Origin of the sequence: Amycolatopsis silviterrae, assembly GCF_042684085.1 — a bacterium.
GTDB classification, from domain to species: Bacteria; Actinomycetota; Actinomycetes; order Mycobacteriales; family Pseudonocardiaceae; genus Amycolatopsis; species Amycolatopsis silviterrae.
Window position 1 is genome coordinate 107,282 of sequence record NZ_JBHUKS010000004.1, and the last position, 12,348, is coordinate 119,629.

Here is a 12,348-nt window from a genome sequence, read left to right on the forward strand (position 1 = left end):
GATGACGGACACTCCCCTGCTCCGCGTCGTCCGCGGCAACCCGGACGACGCCGAACTCGCCGCTCTCACCGCGGTGGTGGCCACGGCCGCGTCGGCCTCGGCACCAGCTCCAGCGCGGCGGCGTACGTCGTGGTGGGGCGACCGGGCCGCCGCGGTGCACGCGCCGGCGGCGGTTGGTGACGGAGCCTGGCGCGCCTCGACGTTGCCGCGCTGAAGTTCTCGTGAGTGTTGGCGCCGGTTAGAACCGGCGCCACCACTCACGAGCGGGCGGCGTGAACGAGCGCCTCATCCGGGAATCAACGCCCGCGCCAAGCCCAATCCGGCGCATCCGCGCCCGCGTGCGCCAGCAGCTCCTGGCGGGTGATCGAACCGAGCGGGCCGACGCCGCGCAGCAGCAGGTAATCGCCGGCGTCGGCTTGGTCGTGCTCGATTTCGACGTCCTCGGCGTGGTAGCTGTCCGTCCAGACGATCCGGACCCGGCAGCCGCCGTTCTGGGTGAGCGCGTGCACCTGCTGGACGGTCGCGAGCCGCGCCATCGGCTCCGCGTCCCACCGCTGCTGCAGGAATCGCCAGCGCGAGGCCTGCTCGGCGGCCCGCAACCGCTGGTCGAGCCCGCCCGCGCGATCCCGCAGCACCCAGAGCGTCCCGGCGACGGCCGCGGCGACCACGGCCACGACCAGCCACCAGACCATTCCCATATCCGCAGGACCCTACCCGCGCGGATGCTCCCGCAGGTATCGCTCAACCAGCTCATCTGTGAACTCCGGCGGCACCGGCGCGCCGGTGACCAGCACCCGGTAGTGGATCGGCCCGACGAGTTGCTCGACCGCGCTGTCCAGGTCGGTGTCCGGCGGCAATTCGCCGCGAGCGACGGCGCGTTCGAGCGGCAGCCGGTCGCGCGCGTGCTGACCGCGGAGGTGCTCCTCGCGCAGCTGCCGCGCCAGGTCAGCGTCGTGCTGAGCCTGGCCGAGCAGGGTGCGGAACATCGCCCCGGCGTCAGCGATGGTCAGGAAAGACGCCACCGCGGCGAGGTGCGCACGGAGGTCTGCGCGGAGGTCACCCGTGTCCGGCGGCGCGAGTTCCTCGGCGAGGTCGTCGCCGAGCGCTTCGAGCAGAATGTCCACTTTGGACGGCCACCAGCGGTAGACGGTCTGCTTGCCCACACCGGCCTTCGCCGCGATGCCCTCCATCGTGAGCCGGGCGAAACCGACCTCCACCAGCAGATCGTCGACCGCGTGCAGCACCGCGCGGCGCGCGTTCTCGCTGCGGCCGTAGCGGTTTCCGTGGTTCCGGTTCTGGCCGGACTCAGTGACGTCGCCCACGTGCCGGAGTCTAGCCAAGACGCAACGTCTCGTCTAGCGTTAGGAGCACCAGCTCACTAGGGGGTTTCCAGTCATGTGTTCCGCGTGCGGGGTGCCGACGCACCAACCCGATTCCGGGGTTACCGGCACAGCGGCCCCGCGCAAGTTCGCGGCGCTGTACAACAAGGACTGCCGTCCGTATCTCATCGGCACCGGCCTGGCCATGATGGCCGACAACATCGAACACGTCATCACCTATTGGGTGCTGTGGGAGAAGTTCCAGTCGCCCGCGCTGACCGGGTTCGAGGTGATCAGCCACTGGGTGCCGTTCCTGCTGTTCTCGGTGTATTTCGGCGGGCTGGCCGACCGGCACGACTGCCGCCGGATCATTCAGGCCGCGCAGGCGCTGTTCATGGCCGTGTCCGTGGCGTGGGGCGTGCTGATCGTCACCGACACCCTTGAGGTGTGGAGTGCGTGCGTACTGCTGATTTTGCACGGCTGCGCTGGCGCGATCTGGGGACCCGGCGAACAGCTGATGCTGCACGACTTCGTCGGCCCCGCCGAACTGCCGAGCGCGGTCCGGCTCAACGCCACCTTCCGCAGCCTTGGCATCCTGTTCGGCCCGGTCGTCGGAAGCGCGCTGCTGCTCGGACTCGGGCCGGTGGCGGGCATCTTCGTGAACGTCGCGTTCTACCTGCCGCTGACCGTGTTCCTCTTCCGCACCAAGTTCACCGGCCACACCCGAGACGGCGGAATCATCCGCCGGCCACGAGTCGGACTGATGGATTCGGTGCGGGTCATGAAGGACATCAGCGGAAACCCGACCATGGTCGGGATGATCATCCTCGCCGGGCTCGGCGCGTTCTTCGTCGGCGCTTCGATGCAGAGTTCGATGCCGATCTTCGCGCAGGACCTCGGCGCCGGGAGCGCCGGAACCGCGTACGGCGTGCTGCTGTTCGCCAACGGCGCGGGCGGCGTAATCGGCGGGATCCTGTTGGAGGCGACCGGAAAGATCAAGCCGAGCGTGTCCGCCGCGGTGATCAGCACGGCGATCTACGGGGTGTCGAGCCTGTTCTTCGCGATGACCGCCAGCTATCCGATCGCGGTGGCACTGCTGGTGATCGGCGGCGTCGCGAACCTGGCGTCGATGTCGATCGGCCAGACCGTCGTGCAGCTGCTGGCGAAACCGGAGGAACGCGGCCGGGTGATCGGCGTGTACAGCGTGTCCGCGAACGGTCTTCGCGCCGGGAGCGGGTTCACCGTGGGGCTGCTCGGTGCGGCGGTCGGGGTGCACTGGTCGCTGGGCATCAGCGCGGCCGCACTGACTGTCGGGACGGGGATCGCCGGTTGGTATTCGCTGGGCAGCCGCCGGGCGCGGCAGCTGCACCAGGTCACTGACTGAGGCGGTCCCGGAGACGGGCTACCTCGTCCGCGGCCATTCCGGCGCGGACGAGGTACTCCCGCACGTCGAAGCCGTCGAGGGTCTTGATTACGGCTTCGCGGATGGTCGTTTGACGGCGGGCCAACACTGCTTCGAGAGCAGCGGTTTGGTCTTCGACCCCTAGTGCCTTCAGCAGCGGGCGAACAGCTTCCGTCGACAAGGCGTAGTCGGCGGCGACGGCTGCGCAGCGTTCTGCTTTGCGGTCAAGGAAAACGCGGTAGTAGAGCGGGGTTCCGTCGAGCTGCTCGTCGGCGATGTACTCCCGGCGGCACGGTGGCGGCACAGGTGCTGATCTCGGCGGGATTGCGCAGGTCGATGACGGTGCGTACGCCGGATTCCCGCGCACTGGCCCATCCCGCCTCGGTGACGAACCGAAGACTGGCAGCCCGGTAGAACCGCGCGGTTCCGTGCGCCCGCCGGATCGGGTCGGCAGCCCGCCGAGGTCCCTGGTGCTGAAGAAGCCTTCCCAGCCCACCGACCGGTTCTCCATCAGCCGATCCTGACCCGGTCCGCCTGATGCGGGTGCCGACGGCCGAAAAGGGCCCTCGAACAGGCGATCGCCGGTTTTTGTCGGTGCTGGTGGTTACGCTTTCCCCATCTCGCAGCACCCATCACCGTCAGCGACAAGCTGCTCACCAGCGCACATCACACTGGACCGCCGCTTGTTCCACACCGTATAGTCCACATGGAATAACCCACGATGGATCACCCAATCAGACCTCCCGGAGGACCACCGTCATGGTCGCGGCCAAGCTCACGGCGCTGGGCGTCGCCGTGCTCGAGCTGCTGCACGAGCGGCCGATGCACCCCTACGAAATGGCCCAGCTCATGCGGGAACGGCACGTCGAAACCCGCGTGAAGCTCAAGGCCGGCTCGCTCTATCACACGGTGGATCGGCTGCAGCGCAACGGTTTCGTCGACATAGTCGAAACGCAGCGAGACGGCAAACGGCCGGAGCGCACGGTCTACGCGATGACCGCCGCGGGCAAGGACGCCTTCCAGGAACGAGCCCGGCAAATGCTGGGCGACGTAGTGCCCGACTACAGCGACGTGCTCAACGGGCTGGCCGTCATCGACGACCTCGGACGCGACGTGGCGCTGCTCGAACTGGAGCACCGCATCACCAAGCTGCGCGCGGCTATCGCCTCCGACGAGGTGCTCATCGCCCAGATCGAATCAGACGGCACCCCCGACATCTACTGGCTCGACTTCCGCTACAGCGCGGCGCAGCGGAAGTTCGAGCTGGCATGGATCGAGCAGCTGTTCGCGGACCTCGACGGCGGCCGGATCCCTTTCCAGAACAAGAAACTCAAGCTCAAGGAAGACCATGAACGCAAGACCGGTTAACCCGTGGGCCGCGCTCAGCGCGCTGTGCATCGGGTTCTTCATGATCCTGCTGGACACCACGATCGTGTCCATCGCGGTGCCCGCCATGCTGCGGGAACTCAACGCCGGGCTCAACTCGGTGGTGTGGGTGATCAGCGTCTACCTGCTCACCTACGCCGTGCCGATGCTGTTCACCAGCCGCCTCGGCGACCGCTTCGGGCCGAAGCGCGTGTTCGTCGCCGGGCTCGTCGTGTTCACCGCTTCGTCGCTGTGGTGCGGGCTTTCCGGCAACGTCGAAATGCTGATCGCCGCCCGTGCCGTGCAGGGCATCGGCGCCGCGCTGATGACGCCGCAGACGCTGGCGTTCATCAGCCACCTGTTCCCGCCCGCGAAGCGCGGCGCGGCGATGGGCGCGTGGGGCGGCGTGGCCGGCCTGGCCACGATCACCGGCCCGCTGCTCGGCGGCGTGCTGGTGCAGCACCTCGGCTGGGAGTGGATTTTCTACGTGAACGTGCCGATCGGCGTCGTCGCCATCGCGCTCACCCTGTGGCTGGTGCCGGACTGGCAGCCGAAGCACTCGCACTCCTTCGACCTTCTCGGCATCCTGCTGTCCGCGGCCGGGCTCTTCTGCGTCGTGTTCGGCGTCCAAAATGGACAGCAGTACGACTGGGGCACCGTTTTCGGCGGAATCACCGTCTTCGAAATCATCGGGGCCGGCGTGGTGCTGCTGATCGCTTTCGTGCTGTGGCAGCACTACAACCGCCGGGAACCCCTGGTCCCGCTGGCGGTGTTCGCGAACCGCAACTTCTCCGCGGGCACCCTCACCGCGACCACGGTCGGCTTCACCATGACCGGCATGTTCCTGCCCTTGATCATCTACATCCAGACGGTGCTGGGCCTGTCCCCCACGTCGGCCGGCCTGCTGACCGCGCCGATGTCCCTGCTGTCCGGCGTGATCGCCCCGTTCGTCGGCCGCGCCTCGGACCGGATCAACGGCAAGTACCTGGTCATGGGCGGCCTGGCCCTGCTGGCCGCGGGCGTCGGCATCATCGCGCTGCAAGCACGCCCGGACACGAGCCCGTGGGCGCTGATCCCCGCGCTGCTGGTGTGCGGCCTTGGCGTCGGCTGCATCTTCTCGCCGATGAGCAACCTGACGATGGCGTCGGTAGAGCCGCGACACACCGGTACCGCCTCGGGCATCTTCAACACCGCCCGCCAGGTAGGCGGCGTCCTGGGCAGCGCCGCGATCGGCGTGCTCCTGCAGGCGAGGATCAGCGCCTCGATCACCAGTGAAGCCGCCACCGCGGCCGCCCAGCTGCCGGAGCAATACCGCGCCAAGTTCACCGAAGGCATCGCGAACGCCGCCGCCTCCACCGGAGAATTCGGCTCCTCCGGCGGCCCCGCCCCGATCCCCGGCCTCCCCGCGGACATCGCCGCCCAAGCTGGCCGCCTCGCCGGCGAGGTAGTCCACAATGGACTCACCGATGCGGCCAGGGCGACCCTGATCCTGCCGATCGCGGTGCTGGTACTGGGAGTCCTGTCCGCAGCGGCCTTGCGCCGGGTGTCACCCCGCCCGCACACCCCAGCGCCGACCGCCGCAGCTCCGGAACCGGCCCGATGAACGACTGATCGCGACGGCCCCGGCTGGCCGAACCCAGCCGGGGCCAAGAGCCTAGAAGGGAGGCCATGGCCGGACGACAGGAAGCGGGCGGGCAGGGAAGCCCAGCCGCATGGGGCGGGTTCAGGCGAACCCGGAACGCGCCACGGCCGCCGGTCGAGCGATAGACAGCCTTAAAGCGGGCGAGGCGGTGCCGCTCGGACGCGCCCTGCATTGTCGCAGCGGCGTCGTCGTCACAGCGGCGTCGCGATTGCGGTGCGGCGAAACCCCGTGCCCAGGGCCGAGCACGCCATCCCGCACCCGCACGCTGTCTCGCATCGGGGCCTAGCACGACCCGGTCCCAGCACGCTGTCCGCAGCCGCGCCCAGCGCGACCCGGCCCCAGCACACTCTCCGCAGCCGCGCCCAGCGCAATCCGGCCCCAGCACACTGTCCGCAGCCGCGCCCAGCGCAGTCCGGTCCCAGCACGCTGTCCCGCATCCGAACCCAGCGCGCCCCGGTCCTCAGCGCACTGCAGCCCCCAGGCCGCACTTCAGCCACCCCTCCCACCCAAGGTAGCGTTCGGCCGTGCGTCTCGTCCTCGCCTCCCAGTCCCCCGCCCGCCTCTCCGTACTGCGCAGCGCCGGTCTAGACCCGGCGGTCGTCGTGTCCGGCGTCGACGAGGACGCCGTCGCCGCCGCGCTCACCGACCCCGCGCCCGCGGAACTCGTCACAGCTCTGGCCAAAGCCAAGGCCAACGCCGTCGTCGAGATGGTTTCCGAGCCGGACGCGGTGATCGTCGCCTGTGATTCCATGCTTTCCATCGGCGGCGAGATGGTCGGCAAACCCGCCACGGCCGAGATCGCGAAGCAGCGCTGGGCGAAGATGGCGGGCGGCTCCGGCGTCCTGCTCACCGGGCACGCCGTGGTCCGGCTCGACGGCGGGCAGCGCACCAAGGAAGCCTCCGGCACCCGGTCCACCACCGTGCACTTCGCGAACCCCAGCCAGGCCGAGATCGACGCCTACGTCGCTACCGGCGAACCGCTGCAGGTCGCGGGGGCGTTCACGCTCGACGCGCTCGGCGGGTGGTTTGTCGAGGGCGTCGAAGGGGACCCGTCCAGTGTGATCGGGATCAGTCTTCCGCTGCTGCGGCAACTGCTCGCCGAGGTGGGCGTCAGCGTCACCGAAATGTGGAATTAGTTCACATACTGGGACGATGTGTCACTCGGACGAGTGATCAGGGACAGTCGAGGCCGGCCCGCATCCGGGCCGGCGGAAACTTTCGACCTCTCTGGGGTGGCACATGTCCTTCGTCAGGACGTACACCAAACCGCGCGTGTTCGCCGCGGCCGTGCTCGGCTCGCTTGTCGTGGGCGCCGGCCTCGGCGTGCTCGCGCGGACGACGGAAGCCGGCTGGCTGACCGACACCCTCGACCACATCGGCACGATCTTCACGACCCTGCTGCAGATCGCGGTGATCCCGCTGGTCTTCACCGCGATCGTGGTCGGCATCAACAGCCTCCGCGGCCTCGGCGGCGGGCGCGCCGCCGCGCGGCTCGGCGGCAAGACCGTGCTGTGGTTCGCGATCACGTCGTTCATCGCCTCGCTGATCGGGATCGCGATCGGCAAGCTCTTCAACCCCGGGTCCGGCGGGCTCGGCGAAGGCGTCGCGGCCACCGCGAAGAACGCCGACAAGGCCACGAAGAGCATGAGCAACTGGGGCTCGTGGGACGCCTTCATCAAGGGCCTGCTGCCGGAGAACTTCTTCTCCGCCTTCGCCGAGGGCAGCACACTGCAGGTGCTCTTCCTCGCCGTGGTGATCGGCGCCGCCGCCTACAGCCTCGGTGACAAGGCGAAGCCGTTCATCGACTTCACCACGAGTGTTTTCGAAATCATCCAGCGCTACCTCGGCTGGATCGTGCGGCTCGCGCCGATCGGCATCATCGGCCTGATCGGCGCGGCGGTCTCGAACTACGGCGACGCCCTGTTCCGCCCGCTGCTCTCCACCACGCTCGCGGTGTACGTCGGCTGCCTGCTGATCCTGTTCGTCGTCTACCCGATCCTGCTGCAGTTCGTCGCGAAGGTGAACCCGCTGACGTTCTTCGCCAAGGCGGGCACCGCGATCCAGTTCGCGTTCGCGTCGCAGTCGAGTTCGGCCACGCTGCCGCTGACCCGGCAGTCCGCGGTGAACCTCGGCGTCGACCCCGGGTACGCCGCCTTCGCCACCCCGCTCGCCAGCGCGACCAAAATGGACGGGTGCGCCGCGGTGTTCCCGGCGATCGGCGCGATCTTCATCGCCAACCTCGCCGGGGTGCCGCTGAGCTTCGGGCAATACGTCGGCATCGTGGTGGTCGCCGTGGTCGGCGCGCTCGCCACCGCGGGCACCACCGGCTGGCTGACCGCGCTCACCCTGACCACCGCGTTCATCGGCCTCGACGCCAAGCAGGTCGCGGTCGGCATCGCGCTGATCTACTCGGTGAACCCGATCATGGACATGATGCGCACGGCCACCAACGTCGCGGGCCAGATCGTGGTCCCGGCGATCGTCGCCCGCAGCGAGGGGCTGCTCGACGACGAGATCCTCCAGACGCAGACCGCCCGACCCAACCACGGCGACGAGGGCGGCGCCGCCCGGCCCGCCACGGCCTGACGACCTCGTGAGTGGCGATCCCGGTTCTAACCGGGATTGCCACTCACGACTCACACTTACGCAACTGGGACTTCCTCAACTCGATATCCGGCCAGCCCCGGAAGTTCGACGGCGCGGTGACGGTGCTCGTGCAGCCCATCACCGCGCCGTCGAGTTCGTAGACCTCCGCCAGTACCGGCGCCGCCTGGCAGCGTGGCGTGCCGGACATCGCCTGCGGGCATTCGTGCCGGACGACGATCACGTCCGGGCGGCCGTCCTGGCTCACGTCGTAGAGCGACAGCGAACCGGCGTCAGCGAAATACGGGCGGCCGAAATCGCGCCACACCCCGCCGGACCCGGTGAGCAGTTCGCCGTACGCGCCACCGCCGGCGGCGTCGCCGCGGATCAGGCACGCGGCGGTCGACCCGTCAATACAGCGCAGCGAGGTCGGCGTCAGCTTCGCGCCCATCCCGGTGATCGCGAGTTCGAACTCGGTGCCCGGCTCCTGCCCGATCTGGACGCGGCCCCATCCGCCCGCGGCGTCGGCGAGCAAAATGACCGGGGTACCGCCGACAGTCATCGCGGCCAGTTGCCGGCAGGGACCGTTTCCGCAGGTAGCCGAGGATCCGTTGACCGGAGCCGCCGGGGGCTCGCGGGGCGCCATGGTGACCGTGTCGTCCGGCTTCGGGCGCAGCGCGAAGACCGCGACGAGCGCCGCCGCCGTCACCACTGTCGCGAGGACAGCGGTGAACAGCGCGGATCGCGGGATGCGCTTTCGCCAAGTCCGCATATCCGAGACTGTAAGCGACCTCGCGCACCGTGTCCGTCTATGTTGTCCGAGTGACGAACCCCAATCTGCCCCCGGCCCTTTACCTGCCGACCGGCCCTGCCGGCCCGACCACCGACGGCCAGACCGGAGCCAACGTCGAACTGCGGCGCACGCCCGACGGCCGCACCGCGCTGGTCGCCTACACCGCGCTGGACCGGCTCGTCGACTGCTGCGGCGAGCACCAGCCGTGGATCCTCGTCAACACCGAGAACCTCGCGCTGGTGCACCAGGTCAACCCCTACGACGTCATCGTGCTCGACTCCGAACTACCGGCCGAACTGCGGCATCAGTCCCCCGCCGGGCGGGTATAAACGGGACCCAACCGGGTGGTCCACCTCTCAATCCAGGCTCTGTTCTGGTCCGTAGACTCCCGGTTGACCAGCAGCGCGGCGACGGGCACGGGAGGTATGTGGTGAGCGAGCAGGACACCGCGAGCACAGGCGGTCCGGTGACCAAGATCCTGGTCGCGAACCGGGGCGAGATCGCGGTTCGCGTGATCCGGGCCGCGAAGGACGCGGGCCTGCAGAGCGTGGCCGTGTACGCCGACCCGGACCGCGACGCGCCGCACGTGCGCCTCGCCGACGAGGCGTTCGCCCTCGGCGGGACCACCGCGGCCGAAAGCTACCTCGCGATCGACAAGATCCTCGACGCCGCCAAGCGGTCCGGTGCCGACTCGATCCACCCCGGCTACGGCTTCCTGTCCGAGAACGCCGAGTTCGCCCAAGCCGTCCTCGACGCGGGCCTGACCTGGATCGGGCCGAGCCCGCAGTCGATCCGCGACCTCGGCGACAAGGTGACCGCGCGGCACATCGCGATGCGCGCCGGCGCGCCGCTCGTGCCCGGCACCAAGGAGCCGGTGAAGGACGCCGACGAGATCATCGCGTTCGCCGACGAGCACGGCCTCCCGGTCGCGATCAAGGCGGCGTTCGGCGGCGGCGGCCGCGGCCTGAAGGTCGCCCGCACCCGCGAGGAAATCCCCGAACTGTTCGAGTCCGCGACGCGTGAGGCGGTGGCCGCGTTCGGCCGCGGCGAGTGCTTCGTGGAGCGCTACCTTGACAAGCCGCGGCACGTCGAGGCGCAGGTGCTGGCCGACCAGCACGGCAACGCGATCGTCGTCGGCACCCGCGACTGCTCGCTGCAGCGCCGCCACCAGAAGCTGGTGGAAGAGGCCCCGGCGCCGTACCTGTCCGACGACCAGCGCGCCCGGATCCACGAATCCGCCAAGGCCATCTGCAAGGAGGCCGGCTACTACGGCGCGGGCACCGTCGAGTACCTGGTCGCGGTCGACGGCACGATTTCCTTCCTCGAGGTGAACACCCGGCTGCAGGTCGAGCACCCGGTGTCGGAGGAAACCACCGGCCTCGACCTGGTCCGCGAGATGTTCCGCATCGCGCGCGGCGAGAAGCTGCGGATCACCGAGGACCCGGAGCCGCGCGGCCACTCGATCGAGTTCCGCATCAACGGCGAGGACGCCGGCCGCGGCTTCCTGCCCGCGCCGGGCACGGTCACCAAGTTCGTCGCCCCGTCCGGTCCGGGCGTGCGCGTCGACTCCGGCGTCGAGTCCGGCAGCGTGATCGGCGGCCAGTTCGACTCGATGCTCGCCAAGCTCATCGTCACCGGTTCGGACCGGGAGAACGCGCTGGAGCGCAGCCGCCGCGCGCTGGCCGAGTTCGAGGTCGAGGGCATGGCGACGGTGCTGCCGTTCGACCGGGTGATCGTGAACGACCCCGCGTTCATCGGCGACGACAACGGTTTCAGCGTGCACACCCGCTGGATCGAGACCGAGTTCGACAACCAGATCGAGCCGTTCGTCGCGCCGGACGTCGAGGCCGAGGAAGAGGCGCCGCGGCAGAACGTGGTGGTCGAGGTCGGCGGACGCCGGCTCGAGGTGTCGCTGCCGGGCGGGTTCGCCCTCGAAGGCGGCGGCGCGCCCGCGGCCACGAAAGCCAAGCCCCGCAAGCGCGCGGGCGGCGCGAAGGCCGCGGTGAGCGGCGACGCGGTCACCGCGCCGATGCAGGGCACCATCGTGAAGATCGCGGTCGAGGAAGGCCAGCAGGTCGAGGCGGGCGAGCTGATCGTGGTGCTCGAGGCGATGAAGATGGAAAACCCGGTAACCGCGCACAAAGCGGGCACGGTCACCGGGCTTTCGGTCGAGATCGGCTCCGCGGTCACGCAGGGAACGCAACTCTTGGAACTCAAGGACTGAAGTTGTGCTGAATGTCGTGGGTGGCCCGCGCCCGGGCGGCCTACCATCGACTACGTGACTGAGGTTCCGTCTCCGCAGCTGCGGATCAGCGACCAGGAGCGAGAGTCCGCGCTGAATGCGCTCGGTGAGCACATGAGCGCGGGACGGATCGACATCGACGAATTCGGCGAACGGTCCGCCCGGATCACCGCGGCCAAGACCCGCGGCGAGCTGGGCGAGCTGTTCACCGACCTGCCGGTGCCGCATCCGGTGTTCGGCGCGGGCATCCCCGCCGCGCCGGAACCGGCCGCCGCGCCGCCGCCGACGCCCATGCCGATTCCCGCGGCGTCCGGCGAGGTCGCCGCGCGCCAGCCGGACTGGTCGGCGGGGCAGCGCATCGCCGCCGCCCTGGTCCCGCTGGTGTGGATCGCGGCGATCGCGCTGATCGCCACGGGCACCGCCGGGTGGCCGGTGATTTTCGCGCCGATCGCGCTCACCGCGGTCGGCCGCGCGCTCTGGGGCAAGGGTTTCGAGCACCACGACCATCACCATCGGGACCACCGGCACGACCGGCACCGCGAACGCCGCGAGGAGTTCCGGGCGATGCGTGACGAGCACCGGCGCCAGCGCCGTCTGGACCCCTGAGGCGGACCATGGCTGACCTGCGGTTGAGCGACGACGAACGGCAGGACGCGCTCGACGTCCTCTCCGAGCACGTCCGCACCGGACGCCTCGACATCGACGAGTACGGCAGCCGCTCGGCGAAGGTCACGTCAGCCAAGCTGGTGAGCGAACTGGTGCCGCTGTTCGACGACCTGCCCTCGCCGCGCCCGAGCGCACTGCTGGCCACGGCCCGGCCGCAGCCGGTCACGCAGTCGGCGGGCAACGGCAAGCTGAGCGCGTTCGTGTGGCGGTATTCGGTGCCGCTTTCGATCGCCTTGGCGGTCATCGTGCTCATCGTGACGCGCGGACGGCTGCTGATCGTGTTCGCGCTGCCGTTGCTGCTGATCCTGTTCAGCGGCTGGCGGCGGCGCTGAGCCC

At 69.5% G+C, this 12,348-nt stretch carries 15 protein-coding genes; 10 read left to right on the forward strand and 5 right to left on the reverse strand.

Annotation, left to right across the window (positions count from 1 at the left end; genetic code table 11):
- The first annotated feature begins 1 nt into the window (after nt 1).
- Nucleotides 2-214, forward strand: coding sequence for an acyl-CoA carboxylase epsilon subunit (locus tag ACFSVL_RS04150; protein WP_378300615.1), 213 nt, complete (start codon nt 2-4; stop codon nt 212-214).
- Nucleotides 215-296: 82 nt separating this feature from the next.
- Here the strand turns inward: ACFSVL_RS04150 and ACFSVL_RS04155 are convergent, their stop codons facing one another.
- Nucleotides 297-692, reverse strand: coding sequence for a hypothetical protein (locus tag ACFSVL_RS04155; protein WP_378300617.1), 396 nt, complete (start codon nt 690-692; stop codon nt 297-299).
- Nucleotides 693-710: 18 nt separating this feature from the next.
- Complete coding sequence (locus ACFSVL_RS04160; RefSeq protein WP_378300619.1) at nt 711-1,322, reverse strand: TetR/AcrR family transcriptional regulator; 612 nt, start codon at nt 1,320-1,322, stop codon at nt 711-713.
- Between the two features lie 73 nt (nt 1,323-1,395).
- Between ACFSVL_RS04160 and ACFSVL_RS04165 the strand changes: the two genes are divergently transcribed.
- A complete protein-coding gene (locus tag ACFSVL_RS04165) occupies nt 1,396-2,703 on the forward strand; it encodes an MFS transporter (RefSeq protein ID WP_378300621.1) in 1,308 nt (435 codons plus the stop codon).
- Here the strand turns inward: ACFSVL_RS04165 and ACFSVL_RS04170 are convergent.
- Both ACFSVL_RS04170 and ACFSVL_RS04175 read right to left on the reverse strand, forming a co-directional pair.
- The gene (locus ACFSVL_RS04170) at nt 2,693-3,025 is read right to left on the reverse strand and encodes a tyrosine-protein phosphatase (RefSeq protein ID WP_378302029.1); all 333 of its coding nucleotides are present in this window, start codon (nt 3,023-3,025) and stop codon (nt 2,693-2,695) included. The two genes, ACFSVL_RS04165 and ACFSVL_RS04170, sit on opposite strands and share 11 nt — an antisense overlap.
- Entirely contained in the window at nt 2,946-3,350 is a 405-nt protein-coding gene (locus ACFSVL_RS04175) for a tyrosine-protein phosphatase (RefSeq protein ID WP_378300623.1), read from the reverse strand. Before ACFSVL_RS04175 ends, ACFSVL_RS04170 begins: the two co-directional genes overlap by 80 nt.
- A 130-nt stretch (nt 3,351-3,480) precedes the next feature.
- Between ACFSVL_RS04175 and ACFSVL_RS04180 the strand changes: the two genes are divergently transcribed.
- The 4 genes from ACFSVL_RS04180 (at nt 3,481) to ACFSVL_RS04195 (ending at nt 8,314) form a co-directional block, all read left to right on the forward strand.
- Nucleotides 3,481-4,089 carry a PadR family transcriptional regulator gene (locus tag ACFSVL_RS04180; RefSeq protein ID WP_378300625.1) on the forward strand — a complete coding sequence of 203 codons (609 nt, stop codon included), beginning with the start codon at nt 3,481-3,483 and terminating at the stop codon, nt 4,087-4,089.
- A complete protein-coding gene (locus tag ACFSVL_RS04185) occupies nt 4,070-5,689 on the forward strand; it encodes a DHA2 family efflux MFS transporter permease subunit (RefSeq protein ID WP_378300627.1) in 1,620 nt (539 codons plus the stop codon). The genes ACFSVL_RS04180 and ACFSVL_RS04185 overlap by 20 nt, the downstream gene beginning before the upstream one ends.
- A 563-nt stretch (nt 5,690-6,252) precedes the next feature.
- Nucleotides 6,253-6,864: a Maf family protein gene (locus tag ACFSVL_RS04190; RefSeq protein WP_378300629.1), complete on the forward strand. Its 612-nt coding sequence runs from the start codon at nt 6,253-6,255 to the stop codon at nt 6,862-6,864.
- A 103-nt stretch (nt 6,865-6,967) separates the two neighbouring features.
- Entirely contained in the window at nt 6,968-8,314 is a 1,347-nt protein-coding gene (locus ACFSVL_RS04195) for a dicarboxylate/amino acid:cation symporter (protein ID WP_378300631.1), read from the forward strand.
- Nucleotides 8,315-8,357: 43 nt separating this feature from the next.
- Here ACFSVL_RS04195 and ACFSVL_RS04200 read toward each other — a convergent pair whose 3' ends face one another.
- The gene (locus ACFSVL_RS04200; protein WP_378300633.1) at nt 8,358-9,083 is read right to left on the reverse strand and encodes a hypothetical protein; all 726 of its coding nucleotides are present in this window, start codon (nt 9,081-9,083) and stop codon (nt 8,358-8,360) included.
- A 50-nt stretch (nt 9,084-9,133) separates the two neighbouring features.
- On the opposite strand from ACFSVL_RS04200, the gene ACFSVL_RS04205 reads away from it, so the two are divergent.
- From ACFSVL_RS04205 to ACFSVL_RS04220, 4 genes are all read left to right on the forward strand, one after another.
- Entirely contained in the window at nt 9,134-9,433 is a 300-nt protein-coding gene (locus tag ACFSVL_RS04205; protein WP_378300635.1) for an SAV_915 family protein, read from the forward strand.
- Nucleotides 9,434-9,534: 101 nt separating this feature from the next.
- Complete coding sequence (locus tag ACFSVL_RS04210) at nt 9,535-11,328, forward strand: acetyl/propionyl/methylcrotonyl-CoA carboxylase subunit alpha (RefSeq protein WP_378300637.1); 1,794 nt, start codon at nt 9,535-9,537, stop codon at nt 11,326-11,328.
- Between the two features lie 54 nt (nt 11,329-11,382).
- On the forward strand, nt 11,383-11,952 hold the full coding sequence (locus ACFSVL_RS04215) for a DUF1707 SHOCT-like domain-containing protein (RefSeq protein ID WP_378300639.1): 570 nt from the start codon (nt 11,383-11,385) through the stop codon (nt 11,950-11,952).
- An 8-nt stretch (nt 11,953-11,960) separates the two neighbouring features.
- Nucleotides 11,961-12,344 carry a DUF1707 SHOCT-like domain-containing protein gene (locus ACFSVL_RS04220; RefSeq protein WP_378300641.1) on the forward strand — a complete coding sequence of 128 codons (384 nt, stop codon included), beginning with the start codon at nt 11,961-11,963 and terminating at the stop codon, nt 12,342-12,344.
- The last annotated feature ends 4 nt before the right edge of the window (nt 12,345-12,348 follow it).

Bases quoted from the DNA above. Each gene is read 5' to 3' on its own strand.
- ACFSVL_RS04150 (WP_378300615.1), top strand. From the start codon at position 2: ATGACGGACACTCCCCTGCTCCGCGTCGTCCGCGGCAACCCGGACGAC.
- ACFSVL_RS04155 (WP_378300617.1), bottom strand. From the start codon at position 692: ATGGTCTGGTGGCTGGTCGTGGCCGTGGTCGCCGCGGCCGTCGCCGGG.
- ACFSVL_RS04165 (WP_378300621.1), top strand. From the start codon at position 1,396: ATGTGTTCCGCGTGCGGGGTGCCGACGCACCAACCCGATTCCGGGGTT.
- ACFSVL_RS04180 (WP_378300625.1), top strand. From the start codon at position 3,481: ATGGTCGCGGCCAAGCTCACGGCGCTGGGCGTCGCCGTGCTCGAGCTG.
- ACFSVL_RS04185 (WP_378300627.1), top strand. From the start codon at position 4,070: ATGAACGCAAGACCGGTTAACCCGTGGGCCGCGCTCAGCGCGCTGTGC.
- ACFSVL_RS04195 (WP_378300631.1), top strand. From the start codon at position 6,968: ATGTCCTTCGTCAGGACGTACACCAAACCGCGCGTGTTCGCCGCGGCC.
- ACFSVL_RS04200 (WP_378300633.1), bottom strand. From the start codon at position 9,083: ATGCGGACTTGGCGAAAGCGCATCCCGCGATCCGCGCTGTTCACCGCT.
- ACFSVL_RS04220 (WP_378300641.1), top strand. From the start codon at position 11,961: ATGGCTGACCTGCGGTTGAGCGACGACGAACGGCAGGACGCGCTCGAC.